The sequence below is a fragment of the Enterococcus sp. DIV2467a genome, assembly GCF_050532945.1.
GTDB classification, from domain to species: domain Bacteria; phylum Bacillota; class Bacilli; order Lactobacillales; family Enterococcaceae; genus Enterococcus; species Enterococcus faecalis.
Genome location: NZ_CP172896.1, coordinates 90,327 through 111,762 on the forward strand (window position 1 = coordinate 90,327; position 21,436 = coordinate 111,762).

Annotated in this window: 19 protein-coding genes; 16 read left to right on the forward strand and 3 right to left on the reverse strand. The window is 38.0% G+C overall.

What is annotated here, in order from left to right; translation table 11 throughout:
• Positions 1-271 precede the first annotated feature (271 nt).
• The 6 genes from IGL80_RS00370 (at position 272) to IGL80_RS00395 (ending at position 8,238) form a co-directional block, all read left to right on the forward strand.
• Positions 272-1,186 carry a diacylglycerol/lipid kinase family protein gene (locus tag IGL80_RS00370; RefSeq protein ID WP_002403939.1) on the forward strand — a complete coding sequence of 305 codons (915 nt, stop codon included), beginning with the start codon at positions 272-274 and terminating at the stop codon, positions 1,184-1,186.
• Between the two features lie 81 nt (positions 1,187-1,267).
• The gene (locus tag IGL80_RS00375; protein WP_002359252.1) at positions 1,268-2,773 is read left to right on the forward strand and encodes a helix-turn-helix domain-containing protein; all 1,506 of its coding nucleotides are present in this window, start codon (positions 1,268-1,270) and stop codon (positions 2,771-2,773) included.
• 344 nt (positions 2,774-3,117) lie between these two features.
• Complete coding sequence (locus IGL80_RS00380) at positions 3,118-3,357, forward strand: hypothetical protein (RefSeq protein ID WP_430598403.1); 240 nt, start codon at positions 3,118-3,120, stop codon at positions 3,355-3,357.
• The gene (locus IGL80_RS00385; RefSeq protein ID WP_002359253.1) at positions 3,354-6,359 is read left to right on the forward strand and encodes a glycosyl hydrolase family 28-related protein; all 3,006 of its coding nucleotides are present in this window, start codon (positions 3,354-3,356) and stop codon (positions 6,357-6,359) included. The genes IGL80_RS00380 and IGL80_RS00385 overlap by 4 nt, the downstream gene beginning before the upstream one ends.
• A gap of 176 nt (positions 6,360-6,535) precedes the next feature.
• The gene (locus IGL80_RS00390; RefSeq protein ID WP_010708462.1) at positions 6,536-7,297 is read left to right on the forward strand and encodes a formate/nitrite transporter family protein; all 762 of its coding nucleotides are present in this window, start codon (positions 6,536-6,538) and stop codon (positions 7,295-7,297) included.
• Positions 7,298-7,452: 155 nt separating this feature from the next.
• Positions 7,453-8,238: a lipoprotein gene (locus tag IGL80_RS00395; RefSeq protein WP_002356118.1), complete on the forward strand. Its 786-nt coding sequence runs from the start codon at positions 7,453-7,455 to the stop codon at positions 8,236-8,238.
• A 58-nt stretch (positions 8,239-8,296) separates the two neighbouring features.
• On the opposite strand, the gene IGL80_RS00400 is transcribed toward IGL80_RS00395, so the two are convergent.
• Positions 8,297-8,917, reverse strand: coding sequence for a helix-turn-helix transcriptional regulator (locus IGL80_RS00400; RefSeq protein ID WP_002383467.1), 621 nt, complete (start codon positions 8,915-8,917; stop codon positions 8,297-8,299).
• Positions 8,918-9,233: 316 nt separating this feature from the next.
• On the opposite strand from IGL80_RS00400, the gene IGL80_RS00405 reads away from it, so the two are divergent.
• Genes IGL80_RS00405 through serS form a run of 4 tightly spaced genes read left to right on the forward strand, consistent with a single transcriptional unit; the run spans position 9,234 to position 13,228 of the window.
• Positions 9,234-10,340, forward strand: a complete 1,107-nt coding sequence (locus IGL80_RS00405; RefSeq protein ID WP_010708463.1) for a PTS sugar transporter subunit IIC — start codon at positions 9,234-9,236, stop codon at positions 10,338-10,340.
• Positions 10,327-11,022: an L-serine ammonia-lyase, iron-sulfur-dependent subunit beta gene (gene sdaAB, locus IGL80_RS00410; RefSeq protein WP_002387470.1), complete on the forward strand. Its 696-nt coding sequence runs from the start codon at positions 10,327-10,329 to the stop codon at positions 11,020-11,022. Before IGL80_RS00405 ends, sdaAB begins: the two co-directional genes overlap by 14 nt.
• Before the next feature lie 14 nt (positions 11,023-11,036).
• Complete coding sequence (sdaAA, locus tag IGL80_RS00415) at positions 11,037-11,930, forward strand: L-serine ammonia-lyase, iron-sulfur-dependent, subunit alpha (protein WP_002356122.1); 894 nt, start codon at positions 11,037-11,039, stop codon at positions 11,928-11,930.
• 26 nt (positions 11,931-11,956) lie between these two features.
• Positions 11,957-13,228, forward strand: a complete 1,272-nt coding sequence (serS, locus tag IGL80_RS00420) for a serine--tRNA ligase (protein WP_002356123.1) — start codon at positions 11,957-11,959, stop codon at positions 13,226-13,228.
• Positions 13,229-13,264: 36 nt separating this feature from the next.
• On the opposite strand, the gene IGL80_RS00425 is transcribed toward serS, so the two are convergent.
• Both IGL80_RS00425 and IGL80_RS00430 read right to left on the reverse strand, forming a co-directional pair.
• A complete protein-coding gene (locus IGL80_RS00425; protein ID WP_002359256.1) occupies positions 13,265-14,215 on the reverse strand; it encodes an alpha/beta hydrolase in 951 nt (316 codons plus the stop codon).
• Between the two features lie 130 nt (positions 14,216-14,345).
• On the reverse strand, positions 14,346-14,825 hold the full coding sequence (locus tag IGL80_RS00430; protein ID WP_002356125.1) for an arginine repressor: 480 nt from the start codon (positions 14,823-14,825) through the stop codon (positions 14,346-14,348).
• Positions 14,826-15,043: 218 nt separating this feature from the next.
• Here IGL80_RS00430 and IGL80_RS00435 point away from each other — a divergent pair, with 218 nt between their 5' ends.
• The 6 genes from IGL80_RS00435 to IGL80_RS00460 all read left to right on the forward strand — a co-directional run bounded on the left by IGL80_RS00435 (position 15,044) and on the right by IGL80_RS00460 (position 21,391).
• A complete protein-coding gene (locus IGL80_RS00435; protein WP_002387472.1) occupies positions 15,044-15,556 on the forward strand; it encodes an arginine repressor in 513 nt (170 codons plus the stop codon).
• Positions 15,557-15,862: 306 nt separating this feature from the next.
• Positions 15,863-17,089 carry an arginine deiminase gene (gene arcA, locus IGL80_RS00440; protein WP_002356129.1) on the forward strand — a complete coding sequence of 409 codons (1,227 nt, stop codon included), beginning with the start codon at positions 15,863-15,865 and terminating at the stop codon, positions 17,087-17,089.
• A 25-nt stretch (positions 17,090-17,114) separates the two neighbouring features.
• A complete protein-coding gene (argF, locus tag IGL80_RS00445) occupies positions 17,115-18,137 on the forward strand; it encodes an ornithine carbamoyltransferase (protein ID WP_160747730.1) in 1,023 nt (340 codons plus the stop codon).
• Positions 18,138-18,242: 105 nt separating this feature from the next.
• Complete coding sequence (arcC, locus tag IGL80_RS00450; RefSeq protein WP_002356132.1) at positions 18,243-19,175, forward strand: carbamate kinase; 933 nt, start codon at positions 18,243-18,245, stop codon at positions 19,173-19,175.
• A 24-nt stretch (positions 19,176-19,199) separates the two neighbouring features.
• The gene (locus IGL80_RS00455; protein ID WP_002356133.1) at positions 19,200-19,892 is read left to right on the forward strand and encodes a Crp/Fnr family transcriptional regulator; all 693 of its coding nucleotides are present in this window, start codon (positions 19,200-19,202) and stop codon (positions 19,890-19,892) included.
• A 47-nt stretch (positions 19,893-19,939) separates the two neighbouring features.
• Entirely contained in the window at positions 19,940-21,391 is a 1,452-nt protein-coding gene (locus tag IGL80_RS00460) for a YfcC family protein (protein WP_002356134.1), read from the forward strand.
• Positions 21,392-21,436 lie beyond the last annotated feature (45 nt).

The following is a 21,436-nucleotide window of genomic DNA, read 5'->3' on the forward strand; positions in this document are numbered from 1 at the left end:
AAAAGCTATAAAAAAACAGGCCATCCGTTCTTTCGACGGATGGCCTGTTTTTTCATCTTAAGCTAATCAACTGAACAAAAGCAGCTCCTTCTTATTGACATTCTCAGGTAACCCTTCATCGCAGTTTAGCCTTTGAACAGAACTTACTGAGTTCTTGGAGCAAACCGCTTGTGCCTCAGCCTTTGTTTTTCGATGCTATCTTTAGGTATTTTGGCTAAAATATTGTACACTTTACATGTGCAAGAAATTTAGTTAGAGATATGAGGATAGAATGATGGAAAAGATGATGGTTTTATACAACGAAACTTCAGGAAGTAGTGAAAGTAAAGAGATTGCAGAACGCTTTAAAAAAGCTGCAGAAGCGAAAGGGGAAGCGGTTATTTTGCAACCTTCCAATCCAGACATTGATCCTGAAGAAATGCGGAAAAATGCCAAAGAAAATCAAGTGGGTGTCTTGGTCGTCATTGGTGGTGACGGGACCATTCATCATGCCGTTCAAAATTTTAAAGACACCATTCGTGACTATCAAATAGGGATTATTCCAGGTGGAACAGTCAATAATTTTGCGCGTGTGTTAAGTATTCCTTTGAAAGAAGAAGACGCCTTTGAGACCATTTTGGCAGGACAGACCACGCCAGTTGATTTTGGGATGGTAAATCAAGATGTGATGATTTCGACCTTAACGATTGGACTATTGGCGGACACAGCAGCAAATGTGACCCAACAGGAGAAACAAAAATATGGTCCTTTAGCCTTTACAAAGCAATTTTTCCGCTTATTAATGAAAAAGAAAAAATACAAACTAAAAATTGATGGCGATGAAAGACGTTGGCATGGCAAAGCCCAATTATTAACGATGACCATGACGAATTCTGCTGGCGGCTTTACCAATTTCGATGCCAATGCCACGCCAGATGACGGCGAAGTCCACATTATCATTTTACCTAAGTTAGTTTTTTACAAGTTTGTCTATTATTTACCTAAAATTATCAGAGGACAATTAAATGAAATTCCTGGTGTCGTGTATTTCTCTGGGAGCCAATTTAAAATTAGTGGCGAAAAAGACAAGAAAGTCCAAACACGAACAGATGGCGACCCTACCGATGATTTACCGATTAAAGTAACGGTGGAAGCTGGGGGACTCAACGTGTTTGTTCCTGAAACGTCCACATCTACGAAAGAATAAAAGAAACAACTGTTATTTTTTCGTGGAATAGATTTCTCATTTTGTGTACAATAGAACAGAAGAGAGGCAGTTGAGTGAACAGTGAAATGGGATGAATATGTTGATATATTCGATACAGATGTCGTTTCTAAAATTATTATTTTAAGAAACTTGCCAATTAATGAAGGCTGGATTGACATCAATGAGTTAGCAGAAGAATTACAATTAAACAAAAAATCAGTCAAAAAATACGTAGAACTTCTAAAAGATGACATTACGTATTATGCTGTGGATAATGATGCTTCTTTGGCTTTTGAAAAGGGGCATGGCTATCGCTTGAACTTGGCGTCCAGTCAAGCATTCCAGAAACTTTATACAGCAATTTTTCGGGATAGTTTAACTTATCAAGTAATGGAAGATTTATTCTGGGGTCGATTTAATGGAATTGTGCCAGCGACAGCAAAGTATCATACCAGTGATGCCACGATTCGGCGCTTGCTTAAAGGGTTTACAGAAATTTTAGCGCCATTGGGGTTAGTGATTAATAAAAGCACCTGGAAAATTGAAGGCAATGAAGCGTATTTGCGCCATTTTGCTTACACTATTTTTATGGACTTAATCCGTGATACTTGGCCTTTTGACTATATACAAGAAACGGAAGTCGCACAAACTGTCCAAAAAATGATGGCTTTTTTCAACGTAGAAGTTGCGGAAACGGTGATACGCCGAGTTAAATATATGGTCGCTATCTCAAAAGTCCGTAGTGCGCAAGGCGCCGAATATCGACCTTCAGCCGAGCAAGAAACTTATTTAGAAGGTAATAAACATTACCAAGCCTTTATAGAAGAAATGACAGCTACAACCCTTTTCCTTAACAAAAACGATTTAACTTTTGTGTACTTTTTCTTGTTAGCCAATGACCAATTTTATCAAGACGAAGCCACTGCACAAGCAATTTTAGCGCATTTTGATGAGTCTGAAGCGCCTGTTTATATGTTGACTCATTTAGTCCAACATTTCTTATTAGAAGAAATACACATGACGCCGCAATTGGAGAAAATTCGTCCGCAAATTTTTTATTATTTGTTTGCTACACATTTATTTGCCGAACTTTACTATGTCCAAAATGTGAAAATGTACAATGTCTTTTGGAATAAAGTTAAAGAAAAATATCCAGTTCTTTTAGAAGAATTAAGCCAAGGCTTAAATCAACTTTACGAACAAACAGGCAATGAATTATTTACAAATAAAGAATTTTTGGCTTTGCGTTATTCTAGTGTTTTGGCGCTTTCTAATGATTTAATTCATCGTGAACAAAAAATTGTTTTAGGGTTAAAATCAGGCTTGCCAGTACTGGAAGAAGAACGGGTGAAACTTTCGATTGAAAATAATTTTCGTCGGTTTTATGCATTGGAAGTCTTACGATACAGTGAAGCAAGCAAAGAAGAATGGCAAAATATTGATTTACTATTAGTGACTTCTTTGGCAGATGTAGAAACGGGCCATCCAGAGATCTTTTTACTTTCAAGTGAGTTAACGTTTGAGCAATATAATCGTTTGAACCAAAAAATAGTAAAAATTAACGAGAAAAGAACCACGTCACTTTAATAAAAAATCAAAAAAATGGGCTTTTTTGAGGTATATGTCCGATAAATTGTAAAAAAATTTTTCTAAAAAGTAAAAAAAGACAAGAAGAAAACGTCAATAAGTAGGTAATCAACACCTACTTATTGACGTTTTCTCGTTGTTTTTTAATAAATACTGCGTCAATTCTTCTGAAAATTATGTCAAAAAGGTACTTTTTTTGCTTTTTTTATCGTAAATAATAGATGATTAGCTATTGATAGTAAAGGAACTACTACTTTTTTTAACAGGCGGTTAAAAAATATTGAGGGTTCTCACAAGAATTTTTCTATATAATAGAAAGAGCAAGGGAAGGAAGGCGGGATAGAATGAAAAAACGGATGGAACAAATTGAAGAAATCTTAAGTTGTGAAGAAAATAGTGCCGGTGTTCGATTAAAGGAATTGGTTGAGGCCTTAGAATTAGAAGTCACAAATCAAAAATTGTTAAAGGTAACAAGTATCTTACATATGAATCCAAAATTCAAAAAAATTTATGCATACGAAGACAGTCGTGTTATTACGCTGTATCAACTTTTACAAAATAAGCCGTTGGAAGTAACGGAATGAAAAGAGGAAAACACATGAAGAAAACAATACTTATTCTTCTATTTGGTTTATTGACGGTGGTTGGTCTACCAATGGTGACTGAAGCGGCTGAACCAGTTGATGCAACAGATGCAACAATTTTTGGTGCGCAAGCGATGGTACCTAATAGCACAGAGGATCAAACAGATAAGTTACAGACATTACTGAGTCAGACAGCAAAGGAAGGACGGGCATTATTTTTACCACAGGGAAGTTATGCTCTGTCAAAAGATATTACGATTTCTTCAAATTATCAATTAATTGGCGATACAACAGGAGCCACTATTTTACATAATGCTACAGGTGCACCGATTCAGCTAACAGACACAACGTACGGGACGAAAACCAATGTACGACTTCAAAATATTGCTTTTGATGGCATCAATGTGACCTTGAAATTGACGAATCAATTAACGCTAGCAAACAATATCTTCTATAATCCATTAAAAGGATTTGTGGTCAATTTAAATGCAGACATTGGCGTTAAGATTTCAGGCAATATTTTCATGCGAGACACAGCACACATGCAACCCAAGATTGATTTTAACCGAGCGATTTACATTGGTGGTTATTCAACACCAAGTCGCTTCCAGTATATGTCAGATGTAGACATCGTGGACAATCTATTTGGGTTAAAAGTGACAGAATTAGATGCAATTAAAAGTACCAGTCGTTCAGATTTAGCAGCGACTATTACACGTTTGCAAACAGCCATTGAAGCTGGTGCTATTTCAGTACCTAATGAACAAAATTATCTATCCACCGGGGTTAATTCTTTTAATATGCTGAAGGATGTAACTGTTCAACATAATTTTTTCTATTCACCTTATGATAATGAAGACTTGAATGGTCTGGTGGGAGATCATGCAATTTATTTCCGTGGTGCTCAAAACATCACGGTGGTGGGGAATCATTTACGTGGACTACAAAATGGTCCAGCTGGCGGATTTAAATTTAAATCAGGCCGTAATATTACGATTATGAATAATTATTTGCGAAATACAGGCCTCATTATGTATGGAACACCAGAGATTGGTTTGGCAGAAACGCAAGCAGAGGGTGCTATCTCAGAACTCTCTAACTGGTTAGTGGCTAATAACATTTTTGATTGGAAGTATTGGAACAATCAATATGCAATTGGAATGGAATACAATCGACATACAGGAAATAACAATGTGTTCAATGGCGTATTTATCAACAATCAGTTTGTTAACTACCATAATATTCCGCAAAATCGACGTCGGGAATTGTTAATCGCTAGTGGCGGTGGTTTCCGACCAGAAACGAGTTTTGTGAAAGACAATACTCGAGATGATGGCCTTAAAAACGGCCAATTATTGGTAGAAAATTGGACAGAGGCGGACTATCGCTTAATGCCAGCAACATGGGAATCATTAATTTCACCAACGCTTTATGAGCAATATAAAAATACGCCAATTCCGGTTAGAAATACTTTAGCAACCCCTGTGGCTACAACGATTGTGCAAGGACAATCAATCGATCCGCAGCAACTGGTTGCTAATACAAATGACGCGGATGAAGCAGTCCCAACTGCTAAAATCGTCAATCCAGAGGTTTTAAATGAAATCGGCCAACAAAAAGTGACTGTTCAATTAACTTATGAAACAGGGTCATTGGTAACAGTGAACGTACCGGTGACGGTAGAGGCCCCTGCAAAAAAGCTTGATTTGTCCCAGCTACAAACCGTTTATGCTTCGATTGGTGAAGCAAACCAATATACAGTTTACTCTTGGCAGCTATTCACTGCCATTGGGCCTAAAACGATTGTTCCTTCCTATTATCAGCAGGCGACACAATTGTTAGCAGAAGGTCAGGTGAGTGGGGACAAAACTCAAGAACAAGTGGATCAGTTAACAAGTAATTTGCAATCTGCAATGAAAGTATTAGTCAAAAAAGCCGATATCACGCTAGAGCGTACAGAAGCAGAAAATGAACTTGCAAGCGTTCATAAATTAGACGAATCTGTATATACCAAAGACTCTTGGCAAGCCATGCAAGAAGCCTTAATAGATACAACAACTGGCGAAGGAAGCTCTAAGCAGTTACAACAACTGCTTGCTTGGTCAGATGAAGAATTATTAGAGCCAACACTTGGTGGCTTTAAAACGCCTGCAGATGCACAAAAGCGTATTAACCAATTAACACAAACCATAAAAACGGCGTTACTTCTGTTAGTTGAAAAATCAACAGAGACAACTAGTAACACAAGCGAAAGCAGCACCTCAAGCACGACAAGTGAAAGCAGTAGTACAAGCGAAAGCAGCACGCCAAGCATGACAAGTGAGAGCAGTAGTACAAGCGAAAGCAGCACCTCAAGCACGACAAGTGAAAGCAGTAGTACAAGCGAAAGCAGCACGCCAAGCACAACCAGTGAAACCAGTAATACCAGCGAAAGCAGCACGCCAAGCACGACAAGTGAGAGCAGTAGTACGAGTGAAAGCAACACGCCAAGCACAACCAGCGAAACCAGTAGTACCAGCGAAAGTAGTACCTCAAGTACGACAAGTGAAACAAGCAATACAAATGAAAGCAACACACCAAGTACAACCAGTAAAACAAGTAGTACCAGCGAAAGTAGTGCTTCAAGTACGACCAGCGCAACCAACAGTACAAGTGAGAGTAGCACCCCAAGCCCTGTAAACGAAAGCAGCCAAAACAAAGGCCAGAATTCTGTCATTTACGCGGTAGAGTCTAATCAAGATCCTAATGACGCTCAAAGTAATTCAAAGCCCTCTGCCAAGGCTAGTCAAACAAAGGAATCAGTAGCAGAAAACCAAGCAACTAAACAGATACAGACAAATCAAGAATCGTCAGGAACAGTCAAAAAAGCGGATAATACGACCAAAATTGCCAAGAAAAAATTCCCCAAAACAGGGGAACAATCTTCAACAGTTGTGAGCTTCCTAGGCCTGAGCTTTTTATCGTTAGCCATAGCAACCTATTGTTTTAAAGTGAAAAGATAACTCTTTAAAAACGGATAAGTAAGCATCCTGAAACAAGAAATAGGACTTGTTTCAGGATGTTTTCATATAAAATTAAAAGAACTACAGTTTTTAGTGAAAAAATACACAAAAGTACTTGAATTTCTGTGATATAAGGGTAAAGTAAAGGAGGACAAAAAACAAAGGAAGTGAAATGTTTGTATACACCAGATGAAATTTTAAGTATCAGTATTGAAAATGGTCAGAAAAAAATTCAAAAGCCTTTGGTAGCAAAACTCATTTTAGGATTTATCGGCGGTGCCATGATTTCCCTCGGCTATTTGGCTTATGTGCGTGTTTCCGCCTCTATTCCAGCAGATTTAGCCAGTGTTCAAGCTTTAGTGGGAGCTGCGGTTTTCCCAATTGGTCTAATTGTTATTTTAATGGCTGGTGGTGAGTTAATCACAGGAAATATGATGGCGGTGAGTACGGCTTGGTTTGCTAAAAAGGTCTCTTTCAGAGAATTGCTCGTGAACTGGGTCACAATTACATTGGCAAATATGGTTGGCGCCCTATTTGTTGCCTATTTTTTTGGTCATTATTTAGGTTTAACCAGTAGCGGTGCCTATTTAAATCAGGTTCTTTCTCTTGCAGAACATAAAGTTGCAGCAACTTGGCTTCAAGCAATTATTTCAGGTATTGGCTGTAACTGGTTTGTAGGTCTGGCCTTATGGCTTTGTTATGGTGCGAAAGATGCAGCGGGGAAACTATTAGGCATCTGGTTTCCAGTAATGATTTTTGTTGCAATTGGCTTTCAGCATAGTGTGGCGAATGCATTCATCATTCCAGCCGCAATTTTTGAAGGCGGCGTTCAGTGGGGAGACTTTTTCTGTAATTTTATTTTTGTTTATTTAGGTAATATCATTGGTGGCGCCATTTTTGTTTCTGGCTTTTACTATTTAAGCTATCGCAAACATTAAATCCATTTAGCAGATAAAAACCTACACAAAGGCTAAATGCCTTTGTGCAGGTTTTTTCTTTTTAAACAAAAAGGAAAACGGTTGAAAAATTATTGCTAGATTTTTAAAAAAATGTTACATTAATGTTACAAAAAGATTTCTGGAGGTAACGAAAAATGAAAAAAATTGCTTTGTTCAGTATGTTAACGTTCAGTGTATTGTCTTTAAGTCTAGCAGGATGTGGAAACAAAAAAACAGCAAGCACAAATGATTCTAAGCCAAAGCAAGAAACAAAGAAAGCCACGCAGAAATCCTCTAGTCAACAAGAAATGAAAAGTAGTCATTCGTCTGTCACGGGTCAAAATTCTAATGTGACAGGGGAAAATCCGTCAGAAAATGCCACGCAGCCTTCTGCAGGAACTGATGAAACGAATGAAGTCCCTCAAAACCAAGCACCTGATACAAACATTACAATTACCAATGTTGTTTTCAATCCTGAAAGAAATGAAATTAATGGTACTACATTACCTAATGCAACCATTACAGCAACGGTAGTCGGTGATGCTTCTGCACAAGCAGGTGTTTTTTATGCGGATGCCAATGGCAATTTTACAGTAATTAGTCCCAGAGCGGGAGCGACTACTCAATTAATCGCAACCGTTGATCAACGGAATAGTGCACCTGTCCAAATTGATATTCCAAGTTCAGGACAAGAAGCAGCGCTTTCTTTTAGCAATATTACGATTGATCCGAAACAAGGGACAATTTCTGGTAAAACAGCACCGAATGCAACTATTTTAGTGTCACGTGCAGATGATGCGCGGGTGATTTTAGCAAGTTTTACTGCGGATGCCCAAGGGAATTTCACAGCCAGTAATTTAGTTCCCGGCACAAAAAATCGCTTAGATGTTACGTTAAATGGAGAAATAGGGACACCTTACTTGTTTGATTTACCAAATTAAAATAGAAGAGAAGTGATCAAAGCCACCAACGCTAGTTAGCGTTGGTGGCTTTGATGGTTTAAGCTTCTTCTTTTTTATGATTGCGGATATGTAAATAGATGGTATTTTTTGAAATACCTAATCGATCGGCAATCTTTATGACAGAATCTTTGAGATTAAAAATTCCTTGATCGTATAAACGAATAACAATTTCTTTATTTTGATTCAAATGTGATACATTTGGATCGCTTTCTACTGCTTGTTTTACTTTTGTCAGTGAAGTAGTGATTAATTCGTCAATATTGTCAGAAAAATGTTCAGAATTTTTAAGCTCTTGGGACATATCATTTTGTTGTCCTGAAGGTAATAAGTCTTGCAAGTAATCAATTAATGGCATTTCTAAATGCATATTGATACAGATCAATCCAATAATACGATCATTTTCACCGATAACTGGAATGGTGGAAGATTTTAAAATAACCCCTTTTTGATTTTTATTGTAGTAGGGTTTCACAGCGTAATCATGTTCCGACTCTACTTGACTTAACATTTTTAACGCCATATCAGTAATGGGGGCACCTTCCTTGCGGTTACTGAAATGGCCATTGATGACTTTGATAGCTGAACTTTCCAAATTTTCTAAACTATGAAGAATGACTTCATGGGTACTACCAAAGAAGTTCCCTAATCCATCAAGCATTAAGGCATGTGAATGTAAGATTTGTTTATCTACTTCACTTAAACGTAAATATGACTCCAAGTGATATCCTCCCCTACACTGAAATTAATTTTAGTGTAATACTTTTTTAATGGAAAAGCAATAAGATTCTTTACGTTAAAAAAATACATTGACTAAACTTTTGTTTAGTCGTATACTCTGAATGTGGAATGAAATTTTTGTTACTCATTGTACTTTAGTTCATCGGAATGCTCGCTCATTCTTTCACTTGTTGAGCAATAAAAATTTTATTCAGGAGTACCATCCGTTATAAAAAAATATAGTTGGAGGCAAAGAAATGAAAACGTTATCAGGAGTCTTGATGTTAGTCTTAGTTTTATGTGGCATGTCCCTATTCTCTTTTAAAGCACCGCGAGGGAAAAAATCTTTAAGTGCTTTGTCTGGTGCAGCTTGTGCCACCTTTCTACCAGAGGCATTTTTGCGGTATGCAGTAGGCGGCGTTTTTCATTTAGATTATGTGTCGCAAATTGGTGAAACTATGGGTAGTCTAGGTGGTTTAGCAGCTGGAGCTCTTGTGCCGCTCGCTTTCGGGATTAGTCCAGTTTTTTCAATTATTTTAGGTCTGTCATTGATTAAAGTCAGCTTGTTACCAGCCTTTATTACCGCATATCTTTTATCTTTTGTTGTTGAGCAGATGCAAAAACGTATTCCAGAAGGGATTGACTTATTAGTCGTTATTTTAGTCATTCCAGTCGCTGCTTCGTTAGTTGCTGGTTTTATTCAACCCGTTGTATTAGGTGTCCTAGAAGTTATTGGGAGCACGATTTTAAGTGCAGTAGATGGCAATCCATATGTGATGGGCGCAATTTTAGGTGCTATTATCCCGATTGTTGGTATGACACCGTTAAGTTCAATGGTTTTAACTGCCTTGATTGGTTTGACTGGTGTACCAATGGCTGTCGGTGCGTTGACTTGTTACGGCAGTTCCATTGTCAATGCGGCGCTATTTAAAAAGTTAAAACTAGGCACAGCTTCAACCCCGTTAGCTGTGGCAATTGAGCCATTAACACAAGTCGATATCATCAGCTCCAATCCAATACCTATTTACGCAACGAATTTATTTTCAGGAATGGTTAGTGGTATTGTAGTGACTTTCTTTGGCTTAAAAGTACCTGTGACAGGAATGGCAACACCGTGGGCTGGTTTACTTGTGACATTAGGTAACAATGCCATTCAAACGACTTTACTAGCAGTAGCGATTATCACAGTGGTCAGTCTGATGTTTGGATTTTTAGGTGCGCTGGTCTTTAAACGTTACAGAATTGAAGCGGTGGATAATACACCAGAATTTGAAGGAACGACGGAAGTAACCAGTGAAAAAGAAAAAGAAGCAGTAAAAACCAAAGGAGGAGTTACGTATGAACACAGCTATGGCCATCAATAAACCTAAAAAAGTGAACAAAGTAATGAACTACAAAAGTTGTTTTGACATTATCGGTCCTATTATGATTGGTCCTTCTAGTTCGCATACAGCTGGGGCCTTAGCAATTGGCTTAGCGGCAAGAAAGTTATTCGGCGGAACGCCAGAAAAAATTGTGATTAAATACTATGAATCTTTTGCAGACACGCATAAAGGACATGGAACTGATTTTGCAATTATTGGTGGAATTCTTGGATTAGCAGCAGATGATGCCAACGTAACACAATCCATTGAACTTGCGGAAGAACAAGGAATTGAGATTCAATTTTTAGAAATGAGTGAAGAAAGTCCAGTGAAGCATGCTAATACAGCATGTGTGACACTCAGTGATGCAACGCACGAAATCCATTTAACAGGAATTTCTGTAGGTGGCGGTACTATCGAGGTGAAATACATTGAATTAGACGGTTTCAATGTACAACTACATGGTCCTTTACCTATTTTGTTAGTCATTAATCAAGAAGAGCAGGCGATGCAAGCTTTTAAAGATACGTTACAAAAAAATAATATTCAAGTGAATGCGGTGTCTCGTTATGTGGAAGGGAATCAAATTTTATTCATCTTTGACTTAGATTCGGCACCAATTTCCTCGGTGAAAGAACAACTGTTTTCACTAGATGACACATCGAAAATAATCTTATTATGATAGGAGTTTGACATATGTACCTTTCGATTGAAGAATTTATCGATAAAGCTGAAAAAACAGGAAAAAAAATCTCTGATTTGATGATTGAGCAAGAAATGGAGCGTAGCCAAAAAAGCTATGAAGAAATTTGGACACAGATGGGTCAAAATTTGGATGTAATGGATGCTGCTGTCAAACGCTCGCAAGAAGGGGCAGGCGTTTTTTCTCCTACTGGGTTAACGGGCGGTGATGCGGCTCGTTTAAAAAAATACCGCGCAGCTGGCAAAACGTTATCAGGTGATTTAATGATGTCTGCAGTTCAAGCCGCACTAGGTACTAATGAAGTCAATGCAGCAATGGGCGTTGTTTGCGCAACGCCAACTGCTGGTGCAAGTGGCACCTTACCAGGGGTTTTAACAGCGATTAAAAATACCTTGAATTTAACGCGTGATCAACAAATTCGTTTCTTGTTTACCAGTTCTTTATTTGGGATGGTCACAGCCAACAATGCGATGATTGCTGGTGCTGTTGGTGGATGTCAAGCCGAAGTAGGCAGTGCTTCAGCGATGGCCGCCGCTGCAGCTGTTGAAGCGGCTGGCGGAACACCACGCCAATCTTCTGAAGCTTTTGCTATGGCTTTAGGGAATTTATTAGGTTTAGTTTGTGACCCAGTGGCTGGGTTAGTCGAAATTCCTTGTGTCAAACGAAATACAGTAGGTGCAGGCAATGCGTTAATCGCTGCAGATATGGCTTTAGCTGGAATTGTAAATAAAATACCAGCAGATGAAGTGGTGGAAGCCATGAATAAAGTCGGCCGTCAATTACCACGAGAATTGAGAGAAACGGGTTTAGGTGGCTTAGCTGGCACAGCGACTGGCCAACGAATGAAGAATGAGATTTTTGAAAAAGTAAAATTCACCATTGTTTAAAATTTAATCATGAAGAGGGAAATAAGATGCTGGATATGAAAAAAATTCGCCAAAATGTAGAAGTGGTACAGAAAAAGTTAAAAACACGTGGTGTGGACGAGGAAGTTTTATTACGCTTTTTGGCTTTAGATGAAGAACGGAGAGCGTTACTTGTTAAAGTTGAAGAACTGAAAAAACACCGTAATCAGGTATCAGGAGAAATTGCACAATTAAAGCGTGCACAAAAAGATGCTTCACAACAATTACTAAATATGCAAGAAGTTAGCGAGCAAATTAAAGTTTTAGACCAAGAAGTTGTTCATTTGCAAGAACAATGCACAGCCATTGCAGAACGTTTGCCTAACTTACCTCATGAGAGCGTACCTGTTGGCGCAGACGAAGCCGCCAACGTAGAAGTTCGGCGGTGGAGTACGCCGAAAACTTTTTCATTTGAACCGAAACCACATTGGGAAATCGGTGAAGCCTTAGGAATTTTAGATTTTGAAAGAGGCGCGAAAGTATCTGGTAGCCGTTTTCTTTATTACAAAGGCTTAGGGGCTCGTTTAGAACGAGCGGTCTATAATTTTATGTTAGATCAACATGTTAATGAACATGGTTATACCGAGGTGATTCCTCCTTATTTGGTCAATAGCAAAGCAATGTTTGGCACTGGTCAGTTTCCTAAGTTCAAAGAAGATGTCTTCCAAGTTGCAGAAAGTGATTTGACGCTGATCCCCACAGCGGAAGTCCCGTTAACTAACTACTATAATAATGAAATTTTAGATGCGCAAGAGTTACCGATTTATTTTACTGCTTTAAGTCCTTCTTTTCGCTCGGAAGCGGGTAGTGCAGGTCGTGATACCCGAGGATTAATTCGTTTACACCAGTTCCATAAAGTAGAAATGGTTAAATTTAGTGATGCAGAACACTCCTATGAAGAATTAGAAAAAATGACCAACAATGCTGGAGACATTTTAGAAAAATTGGGCCTCCCTTATCGAGTGATTACTCTTTCGACAGGTGATATGGGCTTCTCGGCAGCGAAAACCTATGATTTAGAAGTTTGGATTCCGGCACAGAAAACGTATCGAGAAATTAGTTCTTGTTCAAACTGTGAAGACTTCCAAGCACGTCGGGCGTTGATTCGTTATCGTGATAAAACGGGTCATGTTCAGTATGCCCATACACTTAATGGGTCAGGACTTGCTGTTGGTCGAACAGTGGCTGCTATTTTGGAAAATTATCAAAATGAAGATGGCACCGTAACGATTCCAGAAGTTCTACGTCCTTATATGGGCGGTTTAACGAAAATAGATTAAAAAAGAAGGTTGATGTCACAACATCAACCTTCTTTTTTAATTCGTTAAATCCGTTAACCAATGCCCAATTTCTTGAAAAACTGTAGCTTTTTCCGTTTCTAATAAAATTTCATGACGCAATGTGGGAAATAGTCGTAACGTCACGTGCTGAAAACCTGCATGCTTTAATTGCTTTTGAATTTTCGCTGGACCCTTGCTGAAATCACCAACTGGGTCTTCAGCGCCACTAATGATCAAAATAGGCAATTCTTTTGGGATCGCTTGGTACCAATTCTTTTGATTGGCTCGTTTAACAAGTGAAAAAAGGGTAGCAAAACCATTATTGGTAAATATGAAGCCCATTAATGGGTCATTTTCATAGTCAGCCACATTGGCTTGATTTTTAGAAAGCCAATTAAAGGAACTTGCTTCAGGAAATTTTTTACTAAAAGAACCAAATGCCAGCTTATCAATGAACGGAGCTGGTTTTTTCGGCTGTTTCTCGGCCATTTTTTTAATAAAAGGCAATGCTGCGGTTAAAGGTAACGGACTTGTTCCAGTGCCCATGAAAATGACTCCTTGCACAGTCACAGGATAGTCTTGCAGATAGTTGCGCAAGGCGAAAGACCCCATGCTGTGACCCATCATAAAATAGGGCAATTGTGGATAGCGATTCACAGCCCATTGTTTCACTTGATGAATATCTGTAACGACATTTTCAGGCCCTTGTTCTCCAAAAAAACCATAGATTGGTGCGCTTGGTTGTACAGATTCGCCATGACCTAGATGATCATGACCAATTACGGCAAACCCTAATTGATTTAAAAAACGAGCAAATTCATCATAACGTTGGATATGCTCTGCCATGCCGTGAATCAATTGAACTACGGCTTTGGGTGAAGGACAGGGCCAATGACGTACATTGAGCTGAGTTTGTTGATCGTTTGAAGTGAGTATGAATTGTTCAGTCATAAGAAACCCTTTCTTTGCTTTTTGATTATTATACAAAAAAAAGACGGTGTTCAAAAGAAAAACTCATGAGAAAACGCCTCAGCTTTCACTGAGACGCCTTTTTTTATTTATCTTTAATAAAAATAGCAATGATGTCAAAAAATAGTCGATTTTACTAAGTGATGAATTATGGGTGGTACAAATACTGCTGGAAATAGTTGTTAACTTCAAGGGCATCTTCTTTATTTTTTGAAAGAATTAAGATGGTATCATCCCCAGCGATGCAGCCCAAGATATGAGGGTTGTGGATACGTATGCGATCAATTAAAACCCCAATGGCTTGCCCGTTGCCAGGTAAGACGGTTAAAAGATTTGTGAACTCTATTTGTGTTAAAGAAACACCAGTTTCAATAATAATGTCAACAAGACGTTCTTCATCTGTTTTATATTTTGGACGAAGGGCAGAATTATTCAAGATACGATAATAGGCTTCTCCTTGACCATTGTCTACTTTGTTTAAATTCAGCTCACGAATGTCACGAGAAATAGTTGCTTGTGTGGTGTGAATATTTTCTTTTTCCAATAATGCTAGTAATTCACTTTGTGTATGGATTTCATTTTCTGTGACCAATCGCTTAATCATCGTTTGGCGTTTTAATCGGTTCATTACTTTCCTCCAGTTCAGTTAATCATGCAAAAAAACATCATTGCTGTTATTTAAAACGGTGCCAGTAATTCCCTAAAATCACTGTACAACGTTTTACTAAATTGTGCAAGTCTCACTTTTTTAAATGCGAAATATCCGACAAAATCAATGAGAATCTTTTGGCTAAACGACCCTTTTTCTATTCTAATTAGAGAGATTCTGCTAGTATTGCTTTGTAAATGTCTGGAGGAAGGGTGTTATTTGTGAATAAGCAAACACGCCAAAGTTTGATTAAAGAAATCATTCAAACAACTGTAATTCATAGTCAAAATGAGTTGTTAAGAGAATTAAAAAAGCGCGAGATAAATGTCGCACAAGCAACGATTTCACGGGATTTATGGGAATTAAAAGTCGTCAAAGCATTGGATGAGTCTGGCGAGATGCGGTTAACGATTTTTGAACAATTCACTTCTTTAGAAGAACGAAAAAAAGAACAGTTGATACAAGCAATTCGTGAGGTAGTGACCAAAGTTGAACGTGTCGCCTTTTTACTAGTGGTTCATACATTACCAGACAACGCAACATTGTTTTCAGCTGTACTTGATGAAGTGTCTTTGTGTGAAAAGAAATGTTCTGTCGCTGGCTTCGACACTGTTATTATTGTTTCATCATCCGAGGAAAAAGCACAAGAACTAGAGCAGTATTTTCAACAATTTATTCAGCCAACACCTTTGTCAAAAAGTAACGCATAAAAGTAAGGGAGCCAGAAGTCGTTTTGACTTCTGGCTCCCTTACTTTTCCTTACTTTTACCTCTATAAGATTATAACTTTATGAAGTGTGTGGAGAAATAATTTTTTTTGAATAAATGCATTTTTTTTTATTTAATTATGCATTATTTTTTTAGAATATCTATGAAAGCGCATTCTTTTAGGCTAGAAATATGCATAAGAAAGAATACCGTTGTATATTTGGTATTTTGTTTGGCAAATGGCTCACGTCCTAGGTTAATCAGGTCTGTTATTCTGTGTTTGTAATTAAGTTGAGGAGGTTATTTCACATGAGTCATCCAATTAATGTATTTTCTGAAATCGGGAAATTGAAAACAGTGATGTTACATCGTCCAGGTAAGGAATTAGAAAATTTAATGCCAGATTATCTGGAGAGACTGTTGTTTGATGATATTCCGTTTTTAGAAAAAGCACAAGCAGAACATGATGCATTTGCAGAGTTGTTACGATCAAAAGATATCGAAGTGGTCTATTTAGAGGACTTAGCTGCTGAAGCGTTGATTAATGAAGAGGTCCGCCGACAATTTATTGACCAATTCTTAGAAGAAGCCAATATTCGCAGCGAATCAGCAAAAGAAAAAGTTAGAGAGTTAATGTTAGAAATTGACGACAACGAAGAACTGATTCAAAAAGCGATTGCAGGCATTCAAAAACAAGAATTACCTAAATATGAGCAAGAATTTTTAACAGATATGGTTGAAGCGGATTATCCATTCATTATTGATCCAATGCCTAACTTATACTTCACGCGTGATAACTTTGCGACAATGGGGCACGGGATTTCTTTAAATCATATGTATTCAGTAACTCGACAACGGGAAACTATTTTTGGGCAATACATTTTTGATTATCATCCTCGTTTTGCTGGAAAAGAGGTTCCTAGAGTCTATGATCGTTCAGAATCAACCAGAATTGAAGGTGGCGATGAATTAATTCTTTCAAAAGAAGTAGTGGCCATTGGGATTTCTCAAAGAACGGATGCCGCGTCAATTGAAAAAATTGCGAGAAATATTTTTGAACAAAAATTAGGATTCAAAAATATCTTGGCTTTTGATATCGGTGAACATCGTAAATTCATGCATTTAGATACCGTTTTTACCATGATTGACTATGATAAATTTACGATTCATCCAGAAATCGAAGGCGGCTTGGTTGTTTACTCGATCACTGAAAAAGCAGATGGAGACATCCAAATTACAAAAGAAAAAGATACATTAGATAACATTTTATGCAAATACTTGCATTTAGACAATGTTCAACTAATCCGTTGCGGCGCTGGAAATTTAACAGCAGCAGCCCGTGAACAATGGAACGACGGTTCAAATACATTAGCAATTGCCCCTGGGGAAGTTGTTGTTTACGATCGGAATACGATTACGAATAAAGCGCTAGAAGAAGCAGGCGTTAAATTGAATTACATTCCAGGAAGTGAACTAGTACGTGGCCGTGGTGGCCCTCGTTGTATGAGTATGCCACTTTACCGTGAAGATCTTTAAAAAACACCCAAAAATAGGAGGAATCATCATGAATTCAGTATTTCAAGGACGTAGTTTATTAGCAGAAAAAGATTTTACAAGAGCAGAATTAGAGTATTTGGTAGACTTCAGTATTCACTTAAAAGAATTGAAGAAAAAAGGGATTCCACATCACTATTTAGAAGGAAAAAATATCGCTCTTTTATTTGAAAAAACTTCGACACGGACACGCTCTGCATTTACTACAGCAGCGATTGATTTAGGGGCACATCCTGAGTATTTAGGCGCCAACGATATTCAATTAGGTAAAAAAGAATCTGTTGAAGATACAGCGATTGTTTTAGGTAGTATGTTTGACGGGATTGAGTTCCGTGGGTTTAGTCAAGAAGTAGTGGAAGATTTAGCGAAATATTCTGGTGTTCCTGTTTGGAATGGTTTAACGGATCAATGGCATCCAACACAAATGATTGCGGACTTTATGACAGTGAAAGAAAACTTTGGTCGTTTAGAAGGAATCACTTTAGTATATGTCGGCGATGGCCGTAACAACATGGCAAACAGCTTGTTAGTGACAGGTGCTATTTTAGGCGTAAATGTTCGCATTTGTGCACCAAAAGAATTGTTCCCTTCTGATGAAGTCGTTAATTATGCAAAAGAATTTGCGAAAGAATCTGGTGCAGAATTAATGATTACAGACGACGTTGCTAAAGGTGTTAAAGGAGCCAACGTGTTATATACAGACGTTTGGGTGTCCATGGGTGAAGAAGATAAATTTGAAGAACGTGTCAATCTGTTGAAACCTTATCAAATTAATATGGCTATGTTAGAAAAAACCGAAAACATGGATGGCGATTTAATCGTATTACACTGTTTGCCAGCCTTTCATGATACGAAAACACAATACGGAGAAATGGTTGCTGAAAAATTCGGCATTACTGAAATGGAAATCACGGATGAAGTCTTCCGCAGTAAATATGGTCGTCAATTTGAAGAAGCAGAAAACAGAATGCATTCTATTAAAGCGATCATGGCAGCTACTTTAGGCAACTTATTCATTCCTCGTGTGTAGGAAGCAACTGAAAAAACATTGAAAAAAGAATAGTCGTTTCGCCCTTTAAGAGATTCTTTTGAAGGGCGGCCTATTCTTTATTATGATAGGAAAGAAGGATTTGTAATGGGGAAAAAAATGGTCGTTGCACTAGGCGGAAATGCCATCCTTTCAAATGATGCTAGCGCACACGCACAACAGCAAGCATTAGTTCAAACATCTGCCTATTTAGTTCATTTAATTAAACAAGGGCATCGGTTGATTGTTTCACATGGCAATGGTCCACAAGTCGGAAATCTATTATTGCAACAACAAGCAGCTGATTCTGAAAAAAATCCAGCGATGCCGCTAGATACGTGTGTTGCTATGACACAAGGAAGTATCGGCTACTGGTTGTCCAATGCGCTTAATCAAGAATTAAACAAAGCAGGAATCAAGAAACAAGTGGCTACTGTTTTAACACAGGTGGTCGTAGATCCAGCAGATGAGGCATTCAAAAATCCAACAAAACCGATCGGTCCATTTTTAACAGAAGCTGAAGCCAAAGAAGCAATGCAAGCAGGTGCTATTTTTAAAGAAGATGCAGGACGTGGCTGGCGCAAAGTCGTTCCAAGTCCTAAGCCAATTGACATCCACGAGGCTGAGACTATTAATACCTTAATAAAAAATGATATAATTACCATTTCATGTGGTGGTGGTGGCATCCCTGTCGTAGGACAAGAATTAAAAGGTGTCGAAGCAGTAATCGATAAAGATTTTGCTTCTGAAAAACTGGCAGAATTAGTGGATGCGGATGCACTAGTTATTTTAACTGGCGTGGATTATGTGTGTATTAATTATGGCAAACCAGATGAAAAACAATTAACCAATGTCACTGTAGCAGAGTTGGAAGAATACAAACAAGCGGGTCATTTTGCACCAGGTAGTATGTTACCGAAAATTGAAGCCGCCATTCAGTTTGTAGAAAGCCAACCCAATAAACAAGCAATTATCACTTCTTTGGAAAACTTAGGAAGTATGAGCGGCGATGAAATCGTAGGAACGGTTGTGACAAAATAAAGTATAGTATTTAGGAGAATTAAGATGATGATAGAGAAAATAATCACTAAAAATAATCAAGATTTTCAATACTTTTCTGAATCAGAACTAACAGAATTGCGCAACGAGAGTTTCGTTCGCTCCTATAAAAAAGGCCAAGTCCTTTTTTATCCAGGTGATCCGAGAAATCATTTAATTTTATTGGTTTCAGGTGTCATTAAAATTGAAAAAAATGATCGCAGTGGTAATTTTTCCTATCTGCATTTTATGAAAAAGCAGGCTCTTTTTCCGAGAATCGGACTGTTTCAAGATGAGGTTCATTACGACTCCGCGATTGCCTATACGGATATTGAGGTTGTGTTTGTGCCAGTTAAACTGTTTGAGCGTTTTCTCCAAAATAATCCCCAGCAATTGATTCATTGGATTCAAGAACAATCGGTCCTTTTAAAAGAAAGTATGATCAAAATCCAAAAAGGAACAACCAATGATGCATGTGAACGGATTGTGACATCACTGGCGATGTTATTAAATGATTTAGGAGAACGAATTGACAACAGAGAGCGCGTTGCAATTACTTGTCCAATTACCATTAATGACATTGCACGGATGAGTGGAACTACGCGGGAAACAGCAAGCAGTGTTATGAAAAAATTAGTCCAAATGAACCGTATTAGCTACAGTCATAAATTCTTAACTTTTCTAGATACGCCATTCTTTATTGATCGATTGAGTAATTAATCATAGAGAAGGGAGATACAGGAAAGTAGGTTCCTGTATAAAAGGATATGGCAGAAAAAAAGAAGAAAAACAAAAAACAGCTTTCGTCTTTTAGTATTTTATTTATTATTTTAATTGTTTTAGGTATCGTAACGGTCTTGCTAAATGGCCAGCCATTTACCCCAAGAGAAATTGATGGCAAAATGGTTGACCACGTGGTAGGGGCCAAATTATCGGATATTATCATGGCTCCATTCAATGGGTTTAAAGATGCCATTGAAATTAATATTTTTATTTTAGTACTTGGTGGCTTTTTAAATATTGTGACACAAACTGGGGCTCTTGAAGCAGGGATTCAATCAGTCGTTAAAAAGTTAAAAGGGAACGAATTGAAAATCATTCCGATTTTAATGATTTTATTTTCTATTGGTGGTTCGACTTATGGAATGGCAGAAGAAACAATTCCTTTTTATGGTTTATTGAGTGCCACCATGGTCGCCGCTGGTTTTGATACGTTTGTCGCAGTGGGTACTGTGTTATTGGGTGCAGGATCAGGTGTTATCGGTTCAACGGTTAACCCTTTCTCCACAGGGGTAGCGATGGATGCGTTGCGAGGTATTGGCATTCAGCCGAATACAGGAATTATTTTAATTGTCGGTGCTATTTTGTGGGCGGCCTCTACTAGCTATTCTATTTTCATTGTGATGCGTTATGCGAAAAAAGTGAAGGCGGACAAAGGTTCAACAATTTTATCTTTACAAGAACAAGAGGATATGGAAAAAACGTATGGACAAGCAGCGTCGAAAGAAATGCCATTTACGAATCGTCATAAAAAAATCTTAATGGTATTCGCTTTCTGTTTTGTCATTATGATTGTTTCCTTAATTCCATGGAACGACTTTGGAGTGACGATTTTCAAAGGCTGGACGTCTGTTTTAACAGGCAACAGTTTCGGTGACTGGTACTTTGGCGACTTAGCGATGTGGTTCTTCCTTTTAGGGATCATTGCTGCCTTGATTGGTCGCTTTACTGAAAAAGAAACCATTGAAGCATTTATCGACGGTGCCAAAGATATGTTATCCGTTGTTTTAATTATCGTAGTTGCTCGCGGGGCATCTGTTTTGATGTCTAAAACGTATTTAGATTCATTTATCCTTGATAAAGCGGCAGGCTTATTACAAGGACTCTCCCCAGTCTTATTTGTCATCGGTGCCTTTGTTTTATACTTAGGTTTATCTTTCCTAATTCCTTCAACTTCTGGTTTAGCGTACGTTTCTATTCCTGTAATGGGTGCGTTAGCTAAAAACATTGGTTTAAGTCCAGAAGTGATGGTTATGATTTTTGCTTCAGGTTGTGGCTTGATTAATTTGATCACGCCAACATCTGGTGTCGTAATGGGTGGTTTGGAAATTTCCAAAGTTCAATATGCCACTTGGACAAAATTCATGGCCAAACCAATGATTGTCTTAGGCTTAATTAACCTAATTATCTTAATTGGCGCGATGTTACTCTTTAGCTAATCAAAAATTTTTTATGTTAGGGCTTCGGCTTTCGGAAAAAAGAAG

Excerpts from the sequence above, each read along its gene's own strand:
- IGL80_RS00370 (WP_002403939.1), top strand. The coding sequence starts at position 272 with ATGATGGAAAAGATGATGGTTTTATACAACGAAACTTCAGGAAGTAGT.
- IGL80_RS00380 (WP_430598403.1), top strand. The coding sequence starts at position 3,118 with ATGAAAAAACGGATGGAACAAATTGAAGAAATCTTAAGTTGTGAAGAA.
- IGL80_RS00385 (WP_002359253.1), top strand. The coding sequence starts at position 3,354 with ATGAAAAGAGGAAAACACATGAAGAAAACAATACTTATTCTTCTATTT.
- IGL80_RS00395 (WP_002356118.1), top strand. The coding sequence starts at position 7,453 with ATGAAAAAAATTGCTTTGTTCAGTATGTTAACGTTCAGTGTATTGTCT.
- IGL80_RS00400 (WP_002383467.1), bottom strand. The coding sequence starts at position 8,917 with ATGCTTGATGGATTAGGGAACTTCTTTGGTAGTACCCATGAAGTCATT.
- IGL80_RS00405 (WP_010708463.1), top strand. The coding sequence starts at position 9,234 with ATGAAAACGTTATCAGGAGTCTTGATGTTAGTCTTAGTTTTATGTGGC.
- sdaAB (WP_002387470.1), top strand. The coding sequence starts at position 10,327 with ATGGCCATCAATAAACCTAAAAAAGTGAACAAAGTAATGAACTACAAA.
- sdaAA (WP_002356122.1), top strand. The coding sequence starts at position 11,037 with ATGTACCTTTCGATTGAAGAATTTATCGATAAAGCTGAAAAAACAGGA.
- serS (WP_002356123.1), top strand. The coding sequence starts at position 11,957 with ATGCTGGATATGAAAAAAATTCGCCAAAATGTAGAAGTGGTACAGAAA.
- IGL80_RS00430 (WP_002356125.1), bottom strand. The coding sequence starts at position 14,825 with ATGAACCGATTAAAACGCCAAACGATGATTAAGCGATTGGTCACAGAA.
- IGL80_RS00435 (WP_002387472.1), top strand. The coding sequence starts at position 15,044 with ATGTCTGGAGGAAGGGTGTTATTTGTGAATAAGCAAACACGCCAAAGT.
- arcA (WP_002356129.1), top strand. The coding sequence starts at position 15,863 with ATGAGTCATCCAATTAATGTATTTTCTGAAATCGGGAAATTGAAAACA.
- arcC (WP_002356132.1), top strand. The coding sequence starts at position 18,243 with ATGGGGAAAAAAATGGTCGTTGCACTAGGCGGAAATGCCATCCTTTCA.
- IGL80_RS00455 (WP_002356133.1), top strand. The coding sequence starts at position 19,200 with ATGATGATAGAGAAAATAATCACTAAAAATAATCAAGATTTTCAATAC.
- IGL80_RS00460 (WP_002356134.1), top strand. The coding sequence starts at position 19,940 with ATGGCAGAAAAAAAGAAGAAAAACAAAAAACAGCTTTCGTCTTTTAGT.